This is a genomic window from Streptomyces sp. NPDC028305 (assembly GCF_055569495.1).
This window is the reverse complement of the sequence record NZ_JBVHTN010000001.1, coordinates 594528-614790: the sequence shown is the minus strand read 5'-3', so window position 1 is coordinate 614790 and position 20263 is coordinate 594528. Positions and strand designations below refer to the sequence as shown.

General features: G+C 72.4%; 18 protein-coding genes. 9 read left to right on the top strand and 9 right to left on the bottom strand.

All coding sequences use genetic code 11. The annotated features are described in order from the left end of the window. Nucleotides 1-3: 3 nt before the first annotated feature. The 4 genes from ACZ4WQ_RS02790 to ACZ4WQ_RS02775 are packed head-to-tail and all read left to right on the top strand — an operon-like array spanning nt 4 to nt 5328. Nucleotides 4-1182, top strand: coding sequence for an acyl-CoA dehydrogenase (locus ACZ4WQ_RS02790; protein WP_468021949.1), 1179 nt, complete (start codon nt 4-6; stop codon nt 1180-1182). 41 nt (nt 1183-1223) lie between these two features. Next, nucleotides 1224-3584, top strand: a complete 2361-nt coding sequence (locus ACZ4WQ_RS02785) for an MMPL family transporter (protein ID WP_398369937.1) — start codon at nt 1224-1226, stop codon at nt 3582-3584. Beyond that, entirely contained in the window at nt 3517-4863 is a 1347-nt protein-coding gene (locus ACZ4WQ_RS02780) for a hypothetical protein (protein WP_311722905.1), read from the top strand. The genes ACZ4WQ_RS02785 and ACZ4WQ_RS02780 overlap by 68 nt, the downstream gene beginning before the upstream one ends. 15 nt (nt 4864-4878) lie before the next feature. Continuing rightward, a complete protein-coding gene (locus ACZ4WQ_RS02775; protein WP_468021948.1) occupies nt 4879-5328 on the top strand; it encodes an SRPBCC family protein in 450 nt (149 codons plus the stop codon). Nucleotides 5329-5485: 157 nt separating this feature from the next. Here the strand turns inward: ACZ4WQ_RS02775 and ACZ4WQ_RS02770 are convergent, their stop codons facing one another. The 3 genes from ACZ4WQ_RS02770 to ACZ4WQ_RS02760 form a co-directional block, all read right to left on the bottom strand. Further along, on the bottom strand, nt 5486-6190 hold the full coding sequence (locus ACZ4WQ_RS02770; protein ID WP_468021947.1) for a LuxR C-terminal-related transcriptional regulator: 705 nt from the start codon (nt 6188-6190) through the stop codon (nt 5486-5488). 175 nt (nt 6191-6365) lie between these two features. Beyond that, nucleotides 6366-7058, bottom strand: a complete 693-nt coding sequence (locus ACZ4WQ_RS02765; RefSeq protein WP_468021946.1) for a hypothetical protein — start codon at nt 7056-7058, stop codon at nt 6366-6368. Between the two features lie 210 nt (nt 7059-7268). After that, a complete protein-coding gene (locus ACZ4WQ_RS02760; RefSeq protein ID WP_468021945.1) occupies nt 7269-8063 on the bottom strand; it encodes an SDR family oxidoreductase in 795 nt (264 codons plus the stop codon). Between the two features lie 259 nt (nt 8064-8322). On the opposite strand from ACZ4WQ_RS02760, the gene ACZ4WQ_RS02755 reads away from it, so the two are divergent. Continuing rightward, on the top strand, nt 8323-9945 hold the full coding sequence (locus ACZ4WQ_RS02755) for an alkaline phosphatase D family protein (protein WP_468021944.1): 1623 nt from the start codon (nt 8323-8325) through the stop codon (nt 9943-9945). 91 nt (nt 9946-10036) lie between these two features. Here ACZ4WQ_RS02755 and ACZ4WQ_RS02750 read toward each other — a convergent pair whose 3' ends face one another. After that, complete coding sequence (locus tag ACZ4WQ_RS02750) at nt 10037-11023, bottom strand: Gfo/Idh/MocA family protein (RefSeq protein WP_398369948.1); 987 nt, start codon at nt 11021-11023, stop codon at nt 10037-10039. A gap of 99 nt (nt 11024-11122) precedes the next feature. Between ACZ4WQ_RS02750 and ACZ4WQ_RS02745 the strand changes: the two genes are divergently transcribed. Both ACZ4WQ_RS02745 and ACZ4WQ_RS02740 read left to right on the top strand, forming a co-directional pair. Beyond that, nucleotides 11123-12433, top strand: a complete 1311-nt coding sequence (locus ACZ4WQ_RS02745) for a multidrug effflux MFS transporter (RefSeq protein WP_385341589.1) — start codon at nt 11123-11125, stop codon at nt 12431-12433. After that, nucleotides 12400-13515 (top strand): serine hydrolase domain-containing protein, encoded by a 1116-nt coding sequence (locus tag ACZ4WQ_RS02740; protein WP_398369951.1) that lies wholly within the window; start codon nt 12400-12402, stop codon nt 13513-13515. Before ACZ4WQ_RS02745 ends, ACZ4WQ_RS02740 begins: the two co-directional genes overlap by 34 nt. A 7-nt stretch (nt 13516-13522) precedes the next feature. On the opposite strand, the gene ACZ4WQ_RS02735 is transcribed toward ACZ4WQ_RS02740, so the two are convergent. Both ACZ4WQ_RS02735 and ddaH read right to left on the bottom strand, forming a co-directional pair. Continuing rightward, nucleotides 13523-14551: a small ribosomal subunit Rsm22 family protein gene (locus ACZ4WQ_RS02735; RefSeq protein ID WP_385341585.1), complete on the bottom strand. Its 1029-nt coding sequence runs from the start codon at nt 14549-14551 to the stop codon at nt 13523-13525. 465 nt (nt 14552-15016) lie between these two features. Next, on the bottom strand, nt 15017-15814 hold the full coding sequence (ddaH, locus tag ACZ4WQ_RS02730) for a dimethylargininase (RefSeq protein WP_352131775.1): 798 nt from the start codon (nt 15812-15814) through the stop codon (nt 15017-15019). Between the two features lie 177 nt (nt 15815-15991). Between ddaH and ACZ4WQ_RS02725 the strand changes: the two genes are divergently transcribed. Then, the gene (locus ACZ4WQ_RS02725; RefSeq protein WP_311730086.1) at nt 15992-16594 is read left to right on the top strand and encodes a TetR/AcrR family transcriptional regulator; all 603 of its coding nucleotides are present in this window, start codon (nt 15992-15994) and stop codon (nt 16592-16594) included. A gap of 29 nt (nt 16595-16623) precedes the next feature. On the opposite strand, the gene ACZ4WQ_RS02720 is transcribed toward ACZ4WQ_RS02725, so the two are convergent. After that, nucleotides 16624-17442 (bottom strand): glycerophosphodiester phosphodiesterase, encoded by an 819-nt coding sequence (locus tag ACZ4WQ_RS02720; RefSeq protein ID WP_361193494.1) that lies wholly within the window; start codon nt 17440-17442, stop codon nt 16624-16626. 167 nt (nt 17443-17609) lie between these two features. Between ACZ4WQ_RS02720 and ACZ4WQ_RS02715 the strand changes: the two genes are divergently transcribed. After that, on the top strand, nt 17610-18347 hold the full coding sequence (locus ACZ4WQ_RS02715) for a bifunctional DNA primase/polymerase (protein ID WP_311730083.1): 738 nt from the start codon (nt 17610-17612) through the stop codon (nt 18345-18347). Between the two features lie 61 nt (nt 18348-18408). Here ACZ4WQ_RS02715 and ACZ4WQ_RS02710 read toward each other — a convergent pair whose 3' ends face one another. Further along, complete coding sequence (locus ACZ4WQ_RS02710; protein ID WP_311730082.1) at nt 18409-19332, bottom strand: SCO2278 family lipoprotein; 924 nt, start codon at nt 19330-19332, stop codon at nt 18409-18411. Next, nucleotides 19265-20251: an iron uptake transporter permease EfeU gene (gene efeU, locus ACZ4WQ_RS02705; RefSeq protein ID WP_311730081.1), complete on the bottom strand. Its 987-nt coding sequence runs from the start codon at nt 20249-20251 to the stop codon at nt 19265-19267. Before efeU ends, ACZ4WQ_RS02710 begins: the two co-directional genes overlap by 68 nt. Between the last annotated feature and the right edge of the window lie 12 nt (nt 20252-20263).

The following is a 20263-nucleotide window of genomic DNA, read 5'->3' as shown; positions in this document are numbered from 1 at the left end:
ACCATGACCGACACCACCACAACCGCAGCCGGCCGCCTCGGGGCGCGGGAGCGCGCGGCGATGGAGCGACTGCTCCCCGGGCTGGACGAGAAGCTGGCGGCCCATCCGCCGGCGGAGCTGGAGAAGCGCGGCGGCCCGGCCATCCCGGCGTTCCGCGAGGCAGGCGGGGCCGGGCTGCTGGTGCCCACCGAGCACGACGGCCTGGGCGCCGCCCCGCTGGACGCGGTGCGCGTCCAGCGCGCCCTGGCCATGCGCTCGCCGTCGCTCGCGGTCGCCGCGATGATGCACCAGCTCTCGCTGGCCACCTTCACCGAGTATCTGACCGCGCACTGCGCCCCCGACGCCTTCGAGTGGATCCTGCTCAAGTCGATCGCGGGGGAGAAGCAGCTGGTCGCCTCGGCCTCCGCCGAGGCCAAGCGCGGCGGCAGCATGCTCGAGCCGACCATGCGCGCCCGCCGGGACGGCACGAACTTCATCGTCAGCGGCAGCAAGAAGCCGTGCAGCCTCTCGGCGTCGATGGACTGGTTCACCGCCAGCGTGCTGGTGGAGGGCGACGAGAAGTACGACGGCCATGTGGCCATGGCCCTGATCCCCGCCGCCACCGAGGGCCTGGTGCGCCGCCCGTTCTGGGAGAGCGAGGTGCTCGCGGGCGCCGAGAGCGATGAGGTGGTGCTGGAGGACCTGGTCCTGGACGAGTCGCTGATGATCTTCACCGACCAGCGGCCCGGCACCCGGATGGACACCCTCCAGATCCGCGGCTGGACCTGGTTCGAGCTGCTGGCCGCGGCCTCGTACGTGGGGGTGGCGAGCACCCTCGTGACGAAGGCGATGGCCTCCCCGCGGGTCTCGCGCGCCGAGCTGGGCGCCCTGCTGGTGAAGCTGGAGAGCGCCATGGGGGCCGTGGAGAACGTGGCCCGGGACATGGCCGAGTCCCTCGACGACCCGGCCGACCAGCTGGCCCGCTCGCTGCTGGCCCGCTTCCAGGTCCAGGAGTCGGTGATGGAGGTGTCCACGGCCGCGAGCGAGCTGGCGGGCGGCATCTCCTTCATCCGCGACACCGAGGTCGGCTATCTCCTCCAGGCCACCCGCGCCCTGGCCTTCCACCCGCCGGCCCGGGCCAAGGCCCTGCCCGCTCTGGCCGGTTACTTCCTGGGCGAGGACCTGGACACCACGGTCTACTGATCGCCGACAGCGGTACTGGGAAGAGCCGGGGGAGAGACCACGTGACGGAGCGGTTCGTACAGTTCATCGGCCGGGTGCGATGGCCGTTGCTGGCGGTGTGGGGCGTACTGCTGGTGATCAGCGGGCTGCTCGCGATGTCGCTGCCGGACAAGCTGAGCGGCGGCGGCTGGTACGTCCCCGGCTCGCAGTCCACCTGGGTGGCGGAGCAGCAGAAGGAGGGGTTCAGCGGCCGCGGGCAGACGAGCGTGACCGTGGTCGTCCACGACGAGCGCTTCGCCGCCGGAACGGACCGGTTCGAGAGCCGGGTCGACCGGGTGATGGCGGACATCGCGGCCGACAAACGGCTGGGGGTCGCCTCGCACTACGGCTGGTCGGACCTCAGGGGCGCGCCGGAGAACAGCTTCGTCGGCCGGGACGGGCACACCGCGATCGAGATGTTCGGCCTCGACGTGGACGACGGCACCGCCCGGCGGATCCTGCCCGACATCCAGCGGGAGTTCGACGCCCGGTACGAGGAGCGGGGCCTGACCGTCGGCATGGTGGGCACCGCCCCGTTCTTCGGCGAGATCAATGTGCTGAGCGAAGAGGGCCTGGTCAAGGCGGAGATCATCGTGCTGCCGCTGATCACCCTGATTCTGCTGCTGCTGTTCCGCAGCGTGGTCTCCGCGGTGGTCGCCATGATCACCGCGGGCACGGCGGCGGTGGGCACCTTCGCGATCCTCTCCGTGCTCGCCGACTCCTACGACCTGTCGGTGTTCGTCCAGAACACCGCGACCATGCTGGGGCTCGGCGTCGGCATCGACTACTCGATGTTCATGATCCGCCGCTTCCGGGACGAGCTCGAAGGCGGCGAGCCGGTGCCGCGGGCCCTGCGGACCGCGCTCGCCACCTCCGGGGAGACCGTGGTCGCCTCCGGCGTGACCGTCATCGTTTCCATGGCCACCCTCGCCTTCGTCGATCTGCCGGTGATCCAGTCGATCGCGCTCGGCGCCGCGCTGGTGGTCGCGGTGTCGGTGCTCACCAGCGTGCTGCTGCTGCCGGTGCTGCTGTACGTGGTCGGCGACCGGATCGGGCGCTGGGACCTGTTCGCCAGGCTGCGCCCGGCGAGCGCGTCGGCCGACCCGCGCGAGCGCGGCTGGTACCGCTTCGCCCACGCGGTGCTGCGCCGCCCGGTGCTGTCCCTGGTGGGCGGCAGCGCGCTGCTGGCGGTGGGCGCGGTCCCGGCGCTGGCCCTGGACACCTTCACCCCGGACGCCCGGATCACCCCCACCTCCTCCACCGTGCGCCAGTCCTACGACCGGGTGGAGGAGCAGTTCGGGCAGGGCGACGCCTCCCCGATGGTGGTGCTGATCCGCTCCGACACCCCGCTGCGCGGCGCGGGCGAGCGGATCACCGAGCTCCATGACCGGCTGGAGGCCCTGCCGCACGTCCGGCGGGTGGACTCCGCGCTGAACGTCCTCGAACAGGCCGCCCCGGGGCGCCCGTTCGACGCGCTCGAACCCGGCGTACGCGACCGGCTGCCGGCACCCGCCCGCGCCTCGGTGGGGTACTTCGTCTCCAAGGACCGCACCGAGTTCATCGCCCAGGTGATCCCCGAGGAGCACGCCTCCGCGCCGAAGACCCGCGAACTGCTCGCGGAGGTCCGCCGGACGGTGGCGCGGGCCGACGGGAACGGGCTGCGCATCGAGGTCGGCGGCCAGACCGCCGAGGGCGTGGACGCCAACAAGGTGATCGCCGACGGGCTGCCCACGGTGGTCGGGGTGATGCTGCTGGCGATCTTCGTGATCCTGATGCTGTCGTTCCGCTCGGTGCTGCTGCCGCTGAAGGCGATCGCGGTGAACGTGCTGTCGGTGTCCGTGGCGTTCGGCATGCTGACCCTCGCCTTCCAGGAGGGCAGCCCGGTGGCGGAGGCGCTCGGCTTCGACGCGTCCGGCCGGGTCACCAACTTCGTCCCCGTGCTGCTGCTGGCCCTGCTGTTCAGCCTGAGCACCGACTACGAGGTGTTCGTGCTGGGCCGGGTGCGCGAGTACTACAAGGCGGGCGTCGGCAACACCGAGAGCGTGGCGCTCGGCATCTCCGCCACGGGCCCGCTGATCACCGGAGCGGCGGTGCTGATGGTGGCCGTGTTCGGCGGCTTCACCCTCTCCGGGATCCAGCCCATCGGCGAGCTGGGCTTCGGCATGGCGGTGGCGATCGCGGTGGACGCGACGCTGGTGCGGATGTTCGTCGTCCCGGCCGCCATGAAGCTCATGGGCTCCGCCAACTGGTGGTTCCCCGGCCGGGGCCGGGCATCGTCCACAGCCGCTTCCTCAAGGATTAGGAGCAAGCAACAGCATGTCAGCGAGCGACACATGGCAGAGCTTTCCGCTGATCGAGGGCCTGAAGTCCCGCCGCGCCCGTAGATTCGGCATGGGGATGAACGTCCCCGGCGGGCCGCTGGAGTACCGCAGCAAGCACGAGCCGGTGCCGCTGACGGAGGAGGAGCAGGCGATCCTCACGTTCGCCGCCTGCGGCATCACCGGCCCCGCGCTGAACGACTGGAACTGGGAGAAGGGCAAGGGCGGCAATGTGATGGCCGGCGTGGTCGGCCGCACCGTCTCCAGCTCCGACGCGCTCCAGAGCGGGGCGATGGTGGTGATGGACGACGAGGCCACCTATCTGATCCGCCGGCCCGCCGATCTGTCCACGGCGGAGCTGAACGACGTCAAGGAACTGGTCGCGAAGAACGACTTCGTCGGGGCGTACCGCGCCACCCGGATCAAGATCGGGACCGAGCGCCGCCATCCCCCGGTCGAGTCCCCGTACAACCTGACCGGCAACGAGTGGTCGCTGCACACCGCCGGGTCCACCTACTTCCTGCCGATCGAGGACCTCTCCTACCTCTACATCAACATCCTGCTGGAGTTCTTCAACGAGGAGATGGCGGCCTTCTGCCTGGACGAGCGGCGGTTCTATCTGCCCGCCGGTCTTGGGAAGTTCGGCAAGTCCAAGGGCGGCCACCTCGACGACGACCCGCGGAAGCTGAAGGCGCTCCCGATGGAGTTCGCCGAGCGCCTGCTGGTGGAGACCGCGGCCATCGAGATGGGCATGATGCTCCAGAACCTGGGCCTGGTCAGCCAGGCGCTGGGCCTGGGCGGCTTCCCGCACTACACCGGGCACGACGGCGGATGGTTCGAGGCGCTGGACTTCCGGATGGCCGAGATGCCGATCAGCCAGTACTTCCGGGTGCCCACGCTGGCCAAGATGGTCCTCAAGCTCCGCGGGCAGGACGCGGGCTTCGCCTATCCGCTGGGCCTGGAGCGGGACGGCGAGGTGCTGCTCAAGCCGTACTGCCCGCCGTACTACGAGTCGATGGAGGCGGCGGTGCACGCGGTCGTCGAGCGCAAGTTCGGCGACAACGGCATCTACCGCGGCGGCATCGGCCGGGGCGGCTGGCGGGAGCCGGAGAAGGTGGCGTCGGGGATCAGCGGGATCAGCCAGAAGGCGGTCGACGCCACGGTGGCCTTCTGCGAGTACGTCTACAAGAAGTCCGGCCGGTTCCCCTCGTATCTGCCCGCGTACCACACACAGATGGGGTTCCAGTCCGTCCACCTGGACGTCGACTTCTACGACGAGTTCTACGACCCGTCCGTGGTGCCCGAGGTGCACCGGTCCCATATGCGGGACTGGCACGGGCGCTGACCGGGAGGGGAAGCGGTGGACGAGGTCTCGATCTCCATCGCCGCCGGGCCCGGCAGGGTGTGGCGGCTGATCACCGATGTCACCGGCATGGGCCGGTTCAGCCCCGAGTGCACCGGCGGGCGCTGGGTGGCCCCGGCGTCGGGTCCGGCCGTCGGCGCCCGGTTCCGCGGCTCCAACCGGCGCGGGCTCATCTTCTGGACCACCGACTGCACGGTGGTGCGCTGCGAGGAGGAGAAGGTCTTCGCCTTCGACGTCGCCCAGTCGAAGGTGCGGTGGGGCTATCGGATCGAGCCGGACGGCGCGGGTGTGGTGCTGACCGAGTGGCGGGAGCATGTCGGGCGCGCCAATCTGCTGATCAGGGCGGTCGACGCCAGCGGCCTGGTGGGGTTCCGCCGGGAGCGGCTGATGGTGGAGGGGATGCGGGAGACCCTGGCCAGGATCAAGGAGGTGGCGGAGCGGGGGTGACCTCTCTTTCTCCGGCGCTTTCTCCGGGGGACGTCGAGCCGGCCCGGCGGCCGGAGGTGCCGTCATGCGCACCGGCCGCCGGCCGGTCCGCCGGGGCGGCTCGTCTACAGGGCTGAGTGGGGTCGGAGGGGGTGGGGAAGGCCGGTGCCCTCGGTGCTCAGGCGACCCGCTGGGGCTGAGAGGGGACGACCAGGCCGCACTCATAGCCGAGCGCCACGGCCTCGGCCCGGCTGGTGATGCCCAGCTTGGTCATCGCCCGGTTCAGATGGGTCTTCACGGTCGCCTCACTGATCTTGAGCTCCCGCGCGATGGCGGAGTTGCTGCGGCCCTTGGCCACATGCCGCAGCACCTCGGTCTCCCGGGAGGTGAGCATGGCCAGGCTGGACCCCGCGGTGTCGGTGGCCGTCGCCCGGTAGGTGTAGGCGTCGATCAGCCGCTCCATCACGCTGGGGGAGAAGGCCATGTCCCCGGTGGCGACGGCGCTGATCGAGGCGGTCATCTTCTGCGGCGAGGTGTCCTTGAGCAGGATTCCGGCGGCGCCCACGCGGAGCGCGGACTGGATTTCCTCGTCGTTGACCTCCGAGGCGGTGATGATGACGCGGGGCGGTCGGGCGGGCGCGGCCTCCAGGATGCGCTGGGTGGTGGCGATGCCGCCCAGGTGCGGCAGGGCGATGTCCATGAGAATCACGTCGGGGCTGTGCAGGGCGGCCAGGGCGCGGGCACCGTCGCTGTCGGCGGCCTCGCCGACGGCGCGCAGCCCGGGTGCCGAGCTCAGCAGCGTTAACAGCCCCAGTCTGGCCAGGGCGTGTCCATCGGCGACCAGGACATTGGTCGCCGCCGCGGCCTCCCCCGTTTTGATCACCTTGAGCTCCTCTCGTCCACAACGACACCGGCAAGGGTGTCTCGCTGTGCAGAGACTGGCACTCCTGAGGGCCCTGGGGTGGGGGTAGTTGCAGCTTCCTGCCTGTTCGAACAATACCGAGGGGGCGGGTGGTTACCCCTGGTAGGGGATCGTCGCTCACGGTGCGCGCCGGGGTTCAGCCGTCCAGCGCGGAGAGGGCCTTCTTCGCCGCGGTGAGCGCGCCCTGGCGTATCTCGTCGGTGCCCGCGGCCTCCTGTGTCTCGAAGTCGCCCCCGTTGTAGGTGACGGTGACCACCGCGTTGGCCCGGCGCGCGACCACGACCGCCTCGCGTATCCGCTGCTTGTCGTCGGTGGTGACGTTCAGGCTGACCGACCCCTGGTCGCCGAGGCCGGGCACGGCGGTGCTGGGGCCGTCGCCCTGCTCGGAGCGGGCGCGCGTGGCCGCGGCGGCCGACACGTCGTAGGTGATGTCCAGCCAGCGGTAGTCGAAGCCGCTCAGCGCGTGCCAGGAGCAGCCCGAGCGGCGCGTGGCATCGCTCGTCGTGAGCACGGTGCCGGCCGCCGGGGCGCCCGGCACCAGGTCCTTGACCGTGCCGGCCGGGAGGGTGGCGCAGGGCTTGGCCGGGGGCTTGGGGTAGCGCACCGCGGCGGTGTCGTCACCCTGCCCGTCCACCGGCGCGCCGGAGGACCCGTCCACCGGGGCGCCGGAGGAGGGGGCCGAGGGCGCGCTCGTGGACGGGCGCGGCGAGTGGGCGGAGGGCTTGGGGCGCGCCTCGGAGTCGGGGGTGGTCGTCATGGCCACGCCCGCGGCGGCGAGTACGGCGACCGGCAGCAGGCGGGCGCCCAGCGTGAGCGGCAGAGAACGCACGGCGGTCTCTCTTCGGTCGTGAGCGGCATGGTGGGCGGCGCGGGTGGGAGACGACCTTGCCATACGAACGTGTCTGCGAACAGTCCAGGGGGCGCCCCGGGGGGCGATGGCCGGCCGACTCCGTATGACCCTATGGGGTGAAATCGGCACTTGATCGCATTATCTGATCAAGTGGCTGGATAAGTACGCGTGGTGACGAACTTTCGCCCGTCAGCCCCGGCCGATGAACGGCATCGCCGTCGCCATCACGGTCGCGAACTGTACGTTCGCCTCCAGTGGCAGCGATGCCATGTGCCGTACCGTACGAGCCACGTCGGCGGCGTCCATCACCGGCTCGGCCGCGGTCTCCCCGTTCGCCTGCGGGACACCGGCGGTCATCCGCTGCGTCATGTCGGTGGCCGCGTTGCCGATGTCGATCTGACCGCAGGCAATGTTGTACGGGCGCCCGTCCAGCGAGAGGGACTTGGTCAGCCCGGTCACGGCGTGCTTGGTGGCCGTGTAGGCGACGCTCCGCGGCCGTGGCGCGTGCGCCGAGACCGAGCCGTTGTTGATGATCCGGCCGCCCTGGGGGTCCTGTCCGCGCATCAGGCGGAACGCGGCCTGCGCGCACAGGAACGCGCCGGTCAGATTGGTGTCCACCACCGCCTGCCAGTCCTCATGGCTCAGCTCGTCCAGCGGCACATTCCGCGGACCGAACCCGCCCGCGTTGTTGAACAGCAGATCGAGGCGGCCGAAGCGGTCCCGTACCGCCGCGAACAGCGCGTCGACCTGCTCCGGGCGGGACACATCGGTGGGGATCGCGGCCACCGCCCCCTCCCGGCCCGCCAGCCGTGCCGTCTCCGCGAGGGCCTCCCGGCGGCGCCCGGCCAGGGCCACCGACCAGCCCGCGTCGACGAGTTCGAGGGCCACCGCCCGGCCGATGCCGGACCCCGCGCCGGTCACCACCGCGACCTTCGAGGTGACCGACGCCTCCGACGCGCGCACCGCGCCACCGCTCTCGCTCATGGGTCCGCAGCGTACGGCACGGCGTCAACACCCCACGGGGCGGCGGCATATCGCGCCAAACGTCCCATCCCGATGCGGAACTCACCGGTCCGACATCTGAATGACGTGTACAGGCTAGCGCTGGGCCGCCCTCTGCCCGTGCAATGCCTCTGAAGCCACCCCCCAGACGCACCCCCCCATCACCACCAGCCGGGCACGACCAGCCGGAAGCCACGAGAGACACCACCAGCCGGACGCCACGAGCCAGGGGAGAGCCAAGATGGCACACCACCCGCATCAGCAGGCCATACGAGCCGCGGCAGCGCGCCTGGGCCGCCGCCGCTTCCTCACCGTCACCGGGGCCGCCGCGGCCATCGCCTTCACCACCAACCTGCCCAGCGCCCACGCCACCGAGCGGACCCCGCACTCCCTCACCGAGGACCCCTTCACCCTCGGCGTGGCCTCCGGCGACCCGCTGCCGGACTCCGTCGTGCTGTGGACCAGGCTCGCCCCGCGCCCGTACGAGCCCGGCAGCGGGCTGCCCGACGAGGGCTTCGTGCGCGTCGACTGGGAGATCGCCCACGACGACCGCTTCAGACGCGTGGTCCGCCGGGGCACCACCGGTGCGTTCGCCGAGTTCAACTACGCCGTGCACATCGACGCCAGGGGCCTCGACGCCGACCGCGTCTACTGGTATCGCTTCCGCGCCGGCCACTTCACCAGCCCCGCCGGCCGCACCCGCACCGCCCCCGCCACCGGCGCCCACGTCCGCGAGGGCCGCTTCGGCCTGGTCTCCTGCCAGGCGTACCACGACGGCTACTTCACCGCCTTCGGCCACCTGGCCGACGAAGACCTGGACGCCGTCTTCCACGTCGGCGACTACCAGTACGAGTACGCCGTCAACGCGGTCGGCGGCGCGCGCAAGTACACCGACCGCACCCTGCCCGCCCTCTTCAACACCGAGACGGTCACCCTCGACCAGTACCGGCTGCGCTACGCCCTCTACAAGTCCGACGAGGACCTCCAGGCCGCGCACGCCGCCTTCCCGTGGTACGTCACCTGGGACGACCACGAGACCGAGAACAACTACGCGGGCGACACCGACGAGAACGGGACCCCGCCGGAGGAGTTCCTGATCCGCCGGGCCGCCGCCTACCGCGCGTACTGGGAGAACATGCCGCTGCGCATGCCCCAGCGGCCCGACGGCCCCGACATGCGGCTCTACCGCCGCTTCCACTACGGCAGGCTCGCCCAGTTCGACATCCTCGACACCCGCCAGTACCGCTCCAACCAGGCCTACGGGGACGGCTGGCAGTACCCCGGGCCCGAGTCCGAGGACCCGTCGCGCACCCTCACCGGCGCTGCCCAGGAGCGCTGGCTGCTCGACGGCTTCCGGCGCTCCAAGGCCACCTGGAACATCCTCCCGCAGCAGGTCACCTTCTCGCAGCGGAAGAACACCACCGCCGCCACCTCCAAGCTGAGCATGGACTCCTGGGACGGCTACCCCGCCTCCCGCGAGCGGATCCTCGCGGGCGTCGAGGCGGCCGGGATCGAGAACTTCGTCGTCCTCACCGGCGATGTCCACGTCCACTACGCCTTCGACATCAAGAAGGACTTCAACGACACCGCGTCCCGCACCCTGGGCGTGGAGTTCGTCGGCACCTCCATCACCAGCGGCAAGGACGGCGCCGACAAGCCCGCCAACTGGGCCACGTACATGGCGGCCAACCCGCACATGAAGTTCTACAACGGCCGCCGCGGCTATGTGACGGTCACCCTGGACGGCGAAGCGGCCCGGGCCGACTACAAGACGGTCCCCGCGGTCACCACGCCGGGCGCGCCGGTCACCACCGCCGCGTCCTTCGTCAGCGAGGCGGGCAACCCCGGCCTCCAGGAGGTCTGAGGCCCCCGGCCTCCAGGAGGTCTGAGGCCGGACCGGGCCGGATGAGGGTCGAGTCCCGCGGGCGGTGCCGCCGCCCGCGGGACTCACCCGCTCAGCGCTCCCCGGGGTACCGCACGCCGATCCGCTCGCGCGCCGCGTCCAGCGTGCGCATCACCGCGAGGCTGCCGTCCAGCGGCACCAGCGGGGACTCCGTCTCGCCCGCCCGCAGAGCGCGCATCACCTCCGCCGCCTCGTGCTGGAAGCGGCGCGCGCCGCCCTGCGCCGCGAACACCTCCGGATCCCGCCCCGGCCGGTGCAGTACGAACCGCTCCGGGTGGAAGAAGCCGCGCGGGAACTCGATCCGGCCCGCCGACCCGGTCACCGAGGCGGTCTGCGGCGTATCGGCGGTGAGCGAGCAGCCCAGCAGCGCCACCGCGCCGCTGTCCCAGCCCAACAGGATCCCGGTGTTCTCGTCCACGCCCTCCGGCGTCAGCCGCGCCCGCGCCTGGACATCGTCGGGCTCGCCCAGCAGCAGCTGCGCGAAGGACACCGGGTACACCCCCAGATCCAGCAGCGCGCCACCGCCCTGCGCCGGGTCGCGCAGCCGGTGCCCGGGGTCGAACGGCCCGGCCAGCCCGAAGTCCGCCTGCACCGCCCGCACCTCGCCGATCGCGCCGTCGCGGACCAGCTCGACCATCCGCCGGACGACCGGGTCGCAGTACGTCCACATCGCCTCCATCAGGAAGCGGCCACGTTCCCGCGCCAGCCCGACCAGCTCGGTGGCCTCCCGCACATTGAGCGTGAACGGCTTCTCGCACAGCACCGCGCGCCCCGCCTCCAGGCACAGCCCGGCCGCCTCGCGGTGCGCCGAGTGCGGGGTGGCCACGTACACCACGTCCACGTCCTCGTCGGCGGCGAGCTCCGCCCAACTGCCGTGCGCGCGCGGTATCCCGAACCGCTCGGCGAAACGCTTGGCGGACTCCTGGGTGCGGGAGCCGACAGCCACCACCTCGGCGTCCGCCATCTCCAGCAGGTCCGCCGTGAACGCCGCGGCGATCCCGCCCGTCGCCAGAATCCCCCACCGCACACTCTCGGCCATCCCCATGCCCACTCCGCTCTCCCACCGGACAAAAGCCGGTCATGACCACAACGAATTGCTGAGAGCATAGAGAAGACTCAACAACTCACGGAGAGCTGAATGCCGCCGTCAGGCCACCCGACCGTCCCCGACCACAGATCCATATCCCTCCCCGAGTCCACCCCCCGCACCGCCGCCCCTTCCCCCGGCCCCGCGCCGCGCAGCGCCCGCCGCGCCGGTCTGATCGTCACCCTCGTCCTCGGCGGGCTCAACGCCCTCCCGCCGCTGTCCATGGACATGTACCTCCCGGCCCTGCCCGAGGTCACCGGCGCGCTGAGCAGCTCCGCCGCCACCGTCCAGCTCACCCTCACCGCCTGTCTGGCGGGCATGGCGCTCGGCCAGCTGGTCGTGGGCCCCATGAGCGACAAGTGGGGGCGCCGCCGCCCCCTCCTCGTCGGCATGGTGATCTACGTCGTCGCCACCGCCATCTGCGCCTTCGCGCCGGGCGTCGAGCTGCTGATCGCCTTCCGACTGCTCCAGGGGCTCGCCGGGGCCGCGGGCATCGTGATCTCCCGCGCGGTCGTCCGCGACCTGTACGACGGCGCCGAGATGGCCCGCTTCTTCTCCACCCTCATGCTGATCTCCGGTGTCGCGCCCGTCGCCGGCCCCCTCCTCGGCGGCCAGATCCTCCGCATCACCGACTGGCGCGGCGTCTTCGTCGTGCTGACCGTCGTCGGCGTGCTGCTCACCCTCGTCGTCTGGCGCTATCTGCACGAGACCCTGCCACCCGAGCAGCGCCACCGCGGCGGCGTCGGCCAGGCGCTGCACACCATGCGCGGGCTGCTCGCCGACCGCGTCTTCACCGGCTACATGCTCGCGGGCAGCTTCGCCTTCGCCGCCCTGTTCGCCTATGTGTCTGGCTCCGCCTTCGTCGTCCAGGAGATCTACGGCGCCTCCCCGCAGACCTTCAGCCTGCTCTTCGGGATCAACTCGATCGGCCTGGTCGGCATCGGACAGCTCAACGGCAAGGTGCTGGCCGGGCGGGTCAGCCTGGACGCTGCCCTGGCCGTCGGCCTCGCCGCGATCACCCTGTCGGCCGTCGCGCTGTGCCTGATGGCCACCGGCGTCTTCGGCGACGTCGGCCTCGTACCGATCGCCGCCGGGCTGTTCGTGCTGATGTCCGCGATGGGCCTGGTCATGCCCAACACCAACACCCAGGCGCTGATGCGTACCAAGCACGCGGCCGGCTCCGCGTCCGCGCTGCTGGGCACCTCCTCCTTCCTCGTCGGCGCGATCGCCTCCCCGCTGGTGGGCATCGCGGGCGAGCACACGGCCGTGCCGATGACCGTGGTCCAGCTGGTGTGTGCGCTGGTGGCCGTGGTCTGCTTCGTGGCACTGTGCCGTCCGTGGCAGCAGCGCACAACGACCTGAACGAGCTGATCCAAGCTGTGGCGGCGCTTCCCGAAGGGGAGCGCCGCTGGTGCGCCGGCGTGGTCGTGGCCGCCGGGCAGGGCCCGGAGATCCTCGCCGAGGAGGCCTTCGGCTGGGCGGTGCGGTACGCGGCGTACGACGAGGCCACGGACCGCGGCGTGGAGCTGCCACGCGAGCGGTGGGTGCCGATGCGGGCCGGGCGGGGCCAGGAGCCGGACACCGTCTTCGACCTCGCCTCCCTCACCAAGCTGTTCACCACGATCGTCGCCGTGCGGTGCGTCGAGCGCGGCGAGCTCGACCTGGACGGCCGGGTCGCCGCGTACGCCCCCGAGTTCACGGCCGCCGCCGAGCACCGGATCACCGTGCGGCAGCTGCTCACCCACACCTCCGGGCTGCTGCCCGAACTCCCCCTGTACGACTACGACGAGCACGAACAGCGGCTGGCCAGGCTGCGCGCCGAACCCCCGACCACCCCGCCCGGCACCGCCCGCCGCTACTCCGACCTCAACTTCCTGCTGCTCCAGCGGGTCGTCGAGCGGGTGGCCGGCCGCCCGCTCGACCACCTCGTACGCGACGACATCACCGGCCCCCTCGACATGACCGCCACCCGCTTCCGCCCGCCCCGCGCCTGGCTGCCCCGCATCGCCGCCACCGAGGACCAGCGGCGCCCCTGGGCCAAGCTCGACCGCGGCATGCTGCGGGGCGTCGTCCACGACGAGAACGCCTACGCCCTGGGCGGCGTCGCCGGCCACGCGGGCCTCTTCTCCACCGCCGCGGACCTGACCCTGCTGTGCCGCGCCCTGCTCGGCACGGGCCCACCCGTGCTGCGCCCGGAGTCCGTCGACCTGATGCTGGCCCCGCCCGGGCTGGGGTTCGAGCTCGACCGGCCCTGGTTCATGGGCGAGCTGGCCGGCCGGGGCGCGGCGGGCCACACCGGCTTCACCGGCACCAGCCTGGTGCTCGACCGCGCCACGTCCTCGTTCCTGGTCCTCCTGGCCAACACGGTCCACCCCCGCCGCCGCCCGGCCGACAGCGCCCCGCGCGCTGCGGCGGGGACGGCGCTGGCGCGGGCGCTGGAATAGGGGCGGCTCAGGCGCCGTCGTTCGCCGCGGGCCAGGCGTCGCCCCAGTCGGCGTCGCGGGCCGCGCGATAGAGGGGGCCCTGGCGCTTGGTGACGGTCTCGCGGCGCAGGCCCGCGTCCGGGGTGCAGAGGTCGAGCAGCACCTGGCCCTTGCGGAGCTGCGGGCGGCGTACGACGCGGGCGTCCGCGGGGGTGGCGGGGGAGGTGGGGAAGCGGGCCGCCGCGACGTACGCGAACTTCTCGTCCTCGTACGGCAGCGAACCGCCCTTCACCTGCCGGTGCAGCGACGACCGGCTGACCCGGGCCGCGAAGTGGCACCAGTCCGTGCCCGGTTCGATCGGGCACTCCGCGCCGTGCGGGCACGGGGCCAGCACCCGCAGCCCCGCCGCCAGCAGCCGCTCCCGCGCCTCGCGGATGCGCAGATAGCCGTCCGGGGTGCCGGGCTCGATCAGCACGACGGCCGAGGCGGCCCGGGCCGCCTCGTCGACGACGGCGCGGCGGTCGGCGTCGGTGAGCTCGCCCAGCACATAGGAGACGGTGACCAGGTCGGTCGCGTCGGGGAGCGCCAGGCCGTCGCCGATGGCCCGGCGCTGCCAGCGCGCCTCCCGCAGCGCCTTGGCCTCCGCGCCGCGGGCCAGCTCCTGGCCGAGGGCGAGCGCGGGCTCGGCCCAGTCCAGGACGGTGGTGGCGCGGGCGCCGTCCGGCCAGGCCGCGGCGGTCGCCCAGGTGGCCGCGCCGGTGCCGCCACCGATGTCGACATGCGTGGCCGGGGTCCACTCCGGCGCCGCCGCGCGGAAGGCGGCGAGCGCGGAGCGCACGGCCTCGAAGGTCGCGGGCATCCGGTACGCGGCGTAGGCGACGACATCGGACCGGTCGCGCAACACGGGCGCGTCGGTCGGGGTGCGCCCCCGGTAGTTCTCGATCAGCCGCCCCGTGGCCTGGGCGGCCTGCCGGGGCGGCAGCCCGTCGAGCAGACCGGCGAGCGCGGCGCGCAGCGTCTCGCCCGTGCGGGCGGCCTCGGGGGCGGGGGCGTGCATCCGCCAAATTCTACCGGCCGCGGGGCGCCGCCCCGCCCGCCTCTGGCGGCCCGCGTCCGCCCCCGGGCGTGCCCGCCTGCCGGGCCGGCAGGCGGCCGGCCCAGGGCGCGGCACCGCCGCGCGGCCGCCGGGCGCCCAGGCCCCGTCCGCGGATCTTGACGCCTGCGGCGGGCCCTACCCCACCCCGCCCCTTCCCGGCCCCTGCCGATGTGCGGCTCCGCCGCGTGGGGGGGGCTCCGCCCCCAGACCCCCGTACGGCGGAGTCCCCGTGCGGCGGAGCCGCACAGCGGAGACTGCCCCGCCCCTTCCCGGCTCCTGCCGAGCCTCTGTCGAGCCCCTGTCCATATGCGGCTCCGCCGCGCGGGGCTCCGCCGCCGGGTGGGGCTTCGCCCCTGGACCCCGGGGTCTGGGGCGGAGCCCCAGTTGAGGGAAGGGGCGGGTAGGGGAGAGCACCCCAGGCCTGGCCTAGCCGGCCGCCCGGGCGCGTAGCTCCTGCGTGCAGCACTTGACGCTGCCCCCACCCTTGAGCAGCTCGCTCAGGTCCATCGCGATCGGCTCGTACCCCCGCTCGCGCAGCGGGTCGAAGAGCCCGGCCGCCGCCTGCGGGAGCAGGACATGGCGGCCGTCGCTGACCGCGTTGAGGCCGAGGGCCGCGGCGTCCCGCTCCGTGGCGATGATCGCGTCGGGGAAGAGCCGCCCGAGCACGGCCCGGCTGCCCGGGGAGAAGGCGCCGGGGTAGTACATGATCTCCGTGTCCGTCGTGTCGTCGAGCACGCACAGCGCCGTGTCCAGGTGGTAGTAGCGCGGATCGACGAGATCCAGGCCCAGCACCGGGCGGCCGAAGAACTCCTGCGCCTCGGGGTGCGAGAGCGGGCTGCTGCGGAAGCCGCGGCCCGCCAGCAGCCAGGACGCGGTCACGGCGAAGTCGCCCTCGCCCTCGTTGACGTGCTCGGGCTCGCGCACCTCCGCCCAGCCGTGGGCGCGGAACCACTCCAGGTGGGCCGCCGCCTCGCCGGTGCGCTCCGGATGGGCGAAGCGGGCGCCCAGGACGCGGCCGTCGACGACGGTCGCGCCGTTGGCCGCGTACACCATGTCGGGCAGGTCGGGGCGGGGCCGGAGCACCTCGACGGTGTGGCCGAGGGAGCGGTAGCGGTCGCGCAGGTCCTCCCATTGGGCGAGCGCGAGCGGGAGGTCCACGGGCTTGGCCGGGTCCATCCAGGGGTTGATGGAGTAGGTGACCCTGAAGTGGGTCGGCGGGCACATCAGATAGCGGCGCGCGGTGGCGCGGCGCTCGGGGCTACGCAAGGACAAGGATGGCTCCTCACGGGGATGCTGGCCCGTACGGATCGTCGTACGTGGTCCTGGACACATGGTGCGCCCCGGTGCCCGCCCCGGGCAGGGGCCGTTCGGATGGTTTCCCGGGTCGATAGGTTGTCGGCCATGGCCGACAAAGCAGCGCCCGACTCCGCCCGCCGCAGCGAACGCTCCCGCCGGGCGATCCTCGACGCCGCCCTGGAGCTCATCGGCGAACTCGGCTACCCCCGGCTCACCATCGAGGCCATCGCGTCCCGGGCCGGGGTCGGCAAGCAGACGATCTACCGCTGGTGGCCCTCCAAGGCCGCGGTGCTGCTCGACGCCTTCACCGCTGGGGGGCAGGCGCCCGAGGGCGCCGGGGCCGCGCTGCCGGACACCGGGGACCTGGAGGCGGACCTCAAGCTGGTGCTGCGGGCGGCCGTCGACGAGATGAACGCGCCCGCGTACGACCTGCCCGCCCGCGCGCTGACCGCCGAGGGCCTGGTGAACCCCGAGCTGGGCGCGCACTTCGTGGACCGGGTCCTGGAGCCGTCGCTGCGGCTGCTCGCCGAGCGGCTGCGGGCCGCCCAGGACGCCGGGCAGGTGGCGCGGGACGTCGACCCGAGGGTCGCCGTCGAGCTGGTGTGCGGCCCGCTGACCCACCGCTGGCTGCTGCGCACCCTCCCGCTCACCCACGAGTACGCGGACGCGGTGGTCGAGACGGCGCTGCGGGGGATCCTCAAAAGGTGACCCACAAAAGGTGACCCACAAAGGTGAGGTCACGGCGTCGTCAGCAGCGTCGGCGCGTCCGTGATGATGCCGCCGCAGCCCAGCCGCAGCATCCGGTCCCGCGCCTCCGGCGTGTTCACCGTATGGGCCCACACCCGGCGGATGCCGGAGCGTACGGCCCGCCGCAGGTCCTCCGGCCGCGCCCGGTAGTCCACGTCCAGCAGGTCCACGAACCCCCGCCACCCGTCCGGACGGTCCTCGCGCAGCTGCGGGGCCGAGCGCCACAGCTGCGTCAGCAGCCCCAGCCGGTGCACCTGCCGCGCCACCTCGACGCGGTTGCTGTTGACGAAGACGGAGCGGGTCAGCCCGCGCTCGTGGATCATCGCGGCCAGGCGGGGCAGGCTGTCGGGGTCCTTCGCCTCCACCGTCAGCACCCGGCGCCCGCCGAAGCGGTCCAGCGCCTCGCCGACGGTCGGCGGCGCCTCGGGCCGCCAGGCCCCGGGCAGCCGCGGGTCCGGGCGCAGCCGTACGGAGCGCCACTGGGCGGCGGTGAGCGACCTCACGGGGCCGGACGAGTACGTCGTACGGTCCAGCGTCGCGTCGTGGAACACCACGAGCGTGCCGTCCCGCAGCATCCTGGTGTCGAAGTCCAGGACCTGGGCGGCACCGCGCTCGAACGCGGCGGTCAGCCCGGACATGCTGTTCTCGGGCGCTTCCAGGGCCCCGCCGCGGTGTGCCACGAAGGTGATCGTCGGGAGCGTGTCGGCGGTCGGGGACCCGCCGCGCCGCCCGGTCGGGAGGGCGGGGACGGCGGCCGGCACCGAAAGGGCGAGGACCGCTATACCAGTCAGTAGTGACCTCGTGACCATAAAGGGAACGCTAGGGGCGCCTGTTCGGTTATGCCTGATATCCGCACCCAGAGGTGGGGTCCGGGCACCCCGGATATGAACACCGGCCACCTCGGGAGCAGGATGGTGGCAGCATTGGCAGCAATGGCTGGGCATTCGGCGGCACCGGCGGGGAAGCGAGGCGGTAGATGGAACGCAAGGGCAGGTTTTCCCAGTGGCTGCGCCGACCGCGGAGCGGGGCGGGCGGCGACACGGGCACGGGGGCGGGCGCGCCCGGCGCCCGCGAGGATCTGCTCATGGCCGCTGCCGCCGCCGGGTTCCCGCTGGCGCCGGCCGCCCACCCCTCCGGGTACGGCTGTTCCTGCGACCGCATCGGCTGTCCGACCCCGGCCCGGCACCCCGTCTCGTTCGCCTGGCAGACGCAGGCGACCACCGACCCGGAGAAGGTCGCGCGCTGGCTCGCGGGCGACCCCGAGGCGAATTTCATCACCGCCACCGGGATCGTCCATGACGTGCTGGACGTGCCGTTGGCCGCCGGCCGGCTGGCCCTGGAGCGGCTCGGCGAGGCCGGTATCGAGGTCGGGCCCGTCGCCACCACCAGCGCCGATCTGCACCAGGACCGGATGCTCTTCTTCACGGCCACCCGGGGCACCCCGGAGGACGAGGACGAGTGGTGGCCCTGCGAGCTGGACTGCCACCCCGAGACCATGGACGAGCACCCCGGGCTGCGCTGGCACTGCCGGGGCAGCTATGTGCTCCTGCCGCCCGCGCGGCTGCCGGGGGACGGGCGGGTGGCCTGGCTGCTGGGCCCGGAGCGGCCGCTGCCGGACCCGCTGTCGCTGCTGGAGTCGCTGACCGACGCCTGCGCCCGGTTCGCGGACGAGGGGCATGAGCACGAGTCGCACGCCTGGCCGATAGGACGCTGACGCCCGCCGGCCCGGCGACCGGGGCGAGTCCTACTCGCCGGCACGGCGACCGGGGCGAGTCCTACTCGCCCTTCGCGGCGGTCACGCCCTCCAGCCGGTTGAGGAACACCACCTTCGGGTCCGCCGCGTCCTTCGCCGGGACCCGTACCGCCGACTCCGACACCCGGGTCAAGGTCACCGACCTCTTCGCCTCGCCGGTCATCAGCGCCTTGATCTGCGGGGTGGGGTTGGGCCGGTAGCCCTTGGCCATGGTCTGCTTCTGCCGGTGGTGGGAGGTGAAGAAGACCAGCGCCCCGCCGTCCCTCAGCCGCAGCCCCACCGGGGCGTAGCGGGTGCCCTCCGCCGCCGTGTCGATGTACTCGGTCCAGAACTTCGGGGTGCGTACGAACTTCTTCCGCGAGGTCCGCAGCCCCGACGTCGCCTGGCCGTCCGCGAAGATCTCGCCCTCACCGGTCATCAGATAGTCGGTGTACTCGGCGCTGAGCTTGTCCGGCCGTGTCGCCAGCTTCGGCGTGACCCCCTCGGCCGGCACGGACCTCGCCCAGCCGTCCTTGTCGAGCTGGAAGTCCGGTACCTCGTCCTGGCTGAGGATCGACAGATACGCGGCCTTCCACGGCTGGTCCGCGCCGCCCCGGGTGAAGACCAGCAGCCAGCGGTTGTCATCGCGGTTGCTCTCGGTGTCCGCCACGAAGAACTTCGGCCAGCCGACCTGCTTGGGGATGGCGTATCGCGCGTCGGTGAGCCGCAGCGGCGGGTAAGCGGGATTCCCGTCGGGCTTCGCGGCGTGCTGCGCCTTCAGGTCGGCCGCGCTGATGTCCAGCAGCGGGCCGGTCTGCACCTGGTTCGCCAGCGCCGGATCCAGCTCGCGGTAGGACTTGTTGTAGGTGTCCGTGAACCGCTTCAGCGCCTTCGGCGCCTCATCCTTCGCGATGGACGGGATGTTCTCCCGCTCGCCGTGCACCGTCATGCACCCTGTCAGCGTCATCGCCAGCGTCACCACCGCCGCTGCCGCGGCTGTCGGAACTGCGCTCTGCCGACGCTGTGACCTGCGTGACGTGGGTGTCATGAGGCGTGGGCTCCTTCGGGACTGCCTTGGACGGCGCAACCCTACCGGGGACCAGGAAGAAAGCGAGCGTGGGGACCAGATACAGCAGCCACACCGATACCTGAAGAACGGTCGGATCCGGCTGGAAGTTGAAGACGCCCTTGAGCACGGTGCCGTACCAGGAGTCCGGCGGGATGGTCGTGCTGATGTCGAAGGCCAGGTTGTGCAGGCCGGGGACGAACTCCGCCTCCTGGAGGTCGTGGAAGCCGTACGCGAGCACGCCCGCCGCCACGACGACCAGCATGGCGCCGGTCCAGGTGAAGAACTTCGCCAGGTTGATCTTCAGCGCCCCACGGTAGAACAGCCAGCCAAGCAGCACCGCGGTGAGCAGCCCCAGCACCACCCCGACCAGCGGCCGCGGCGTGCCGTCGTTGCTCGCCTGCACCGCCGTCCACACGAACAGCGCAGTCTCCAGGCCCTCCCGGCCCACCGCCATGAAGGCCGTGACCACCAGCGCGCCGGTGCCCATCGCCAGCGCCGCGTCCAGCTTGCCCTGTAGCTCGGACTTCAAGTGCCGGGCGGTGCGCCGCATCCAGAACACCATCCAGGTCACCAGGCCGACCGAGAGAATCGACAGCGAGCCGCCGAGCGCCTCCTGGGCCTTGAAGGTCAGCTCCTGCGAGCCGAACTGAAGCGCCGCGCCGAAGGACAGGCTCAGCGCGACCGCGATGCCGATGCCCAGCCAGACCGGCCGCAGCGCCTTGCGGCGGTCGGTCTTGACCAGATAGGCGACGAGGATGCAGACGACCAGGCTGGCTTCCAGCCCTTCGCGCAGTCCGATCAGGTAGTTGCCGAACACGAGGTTGGCCTT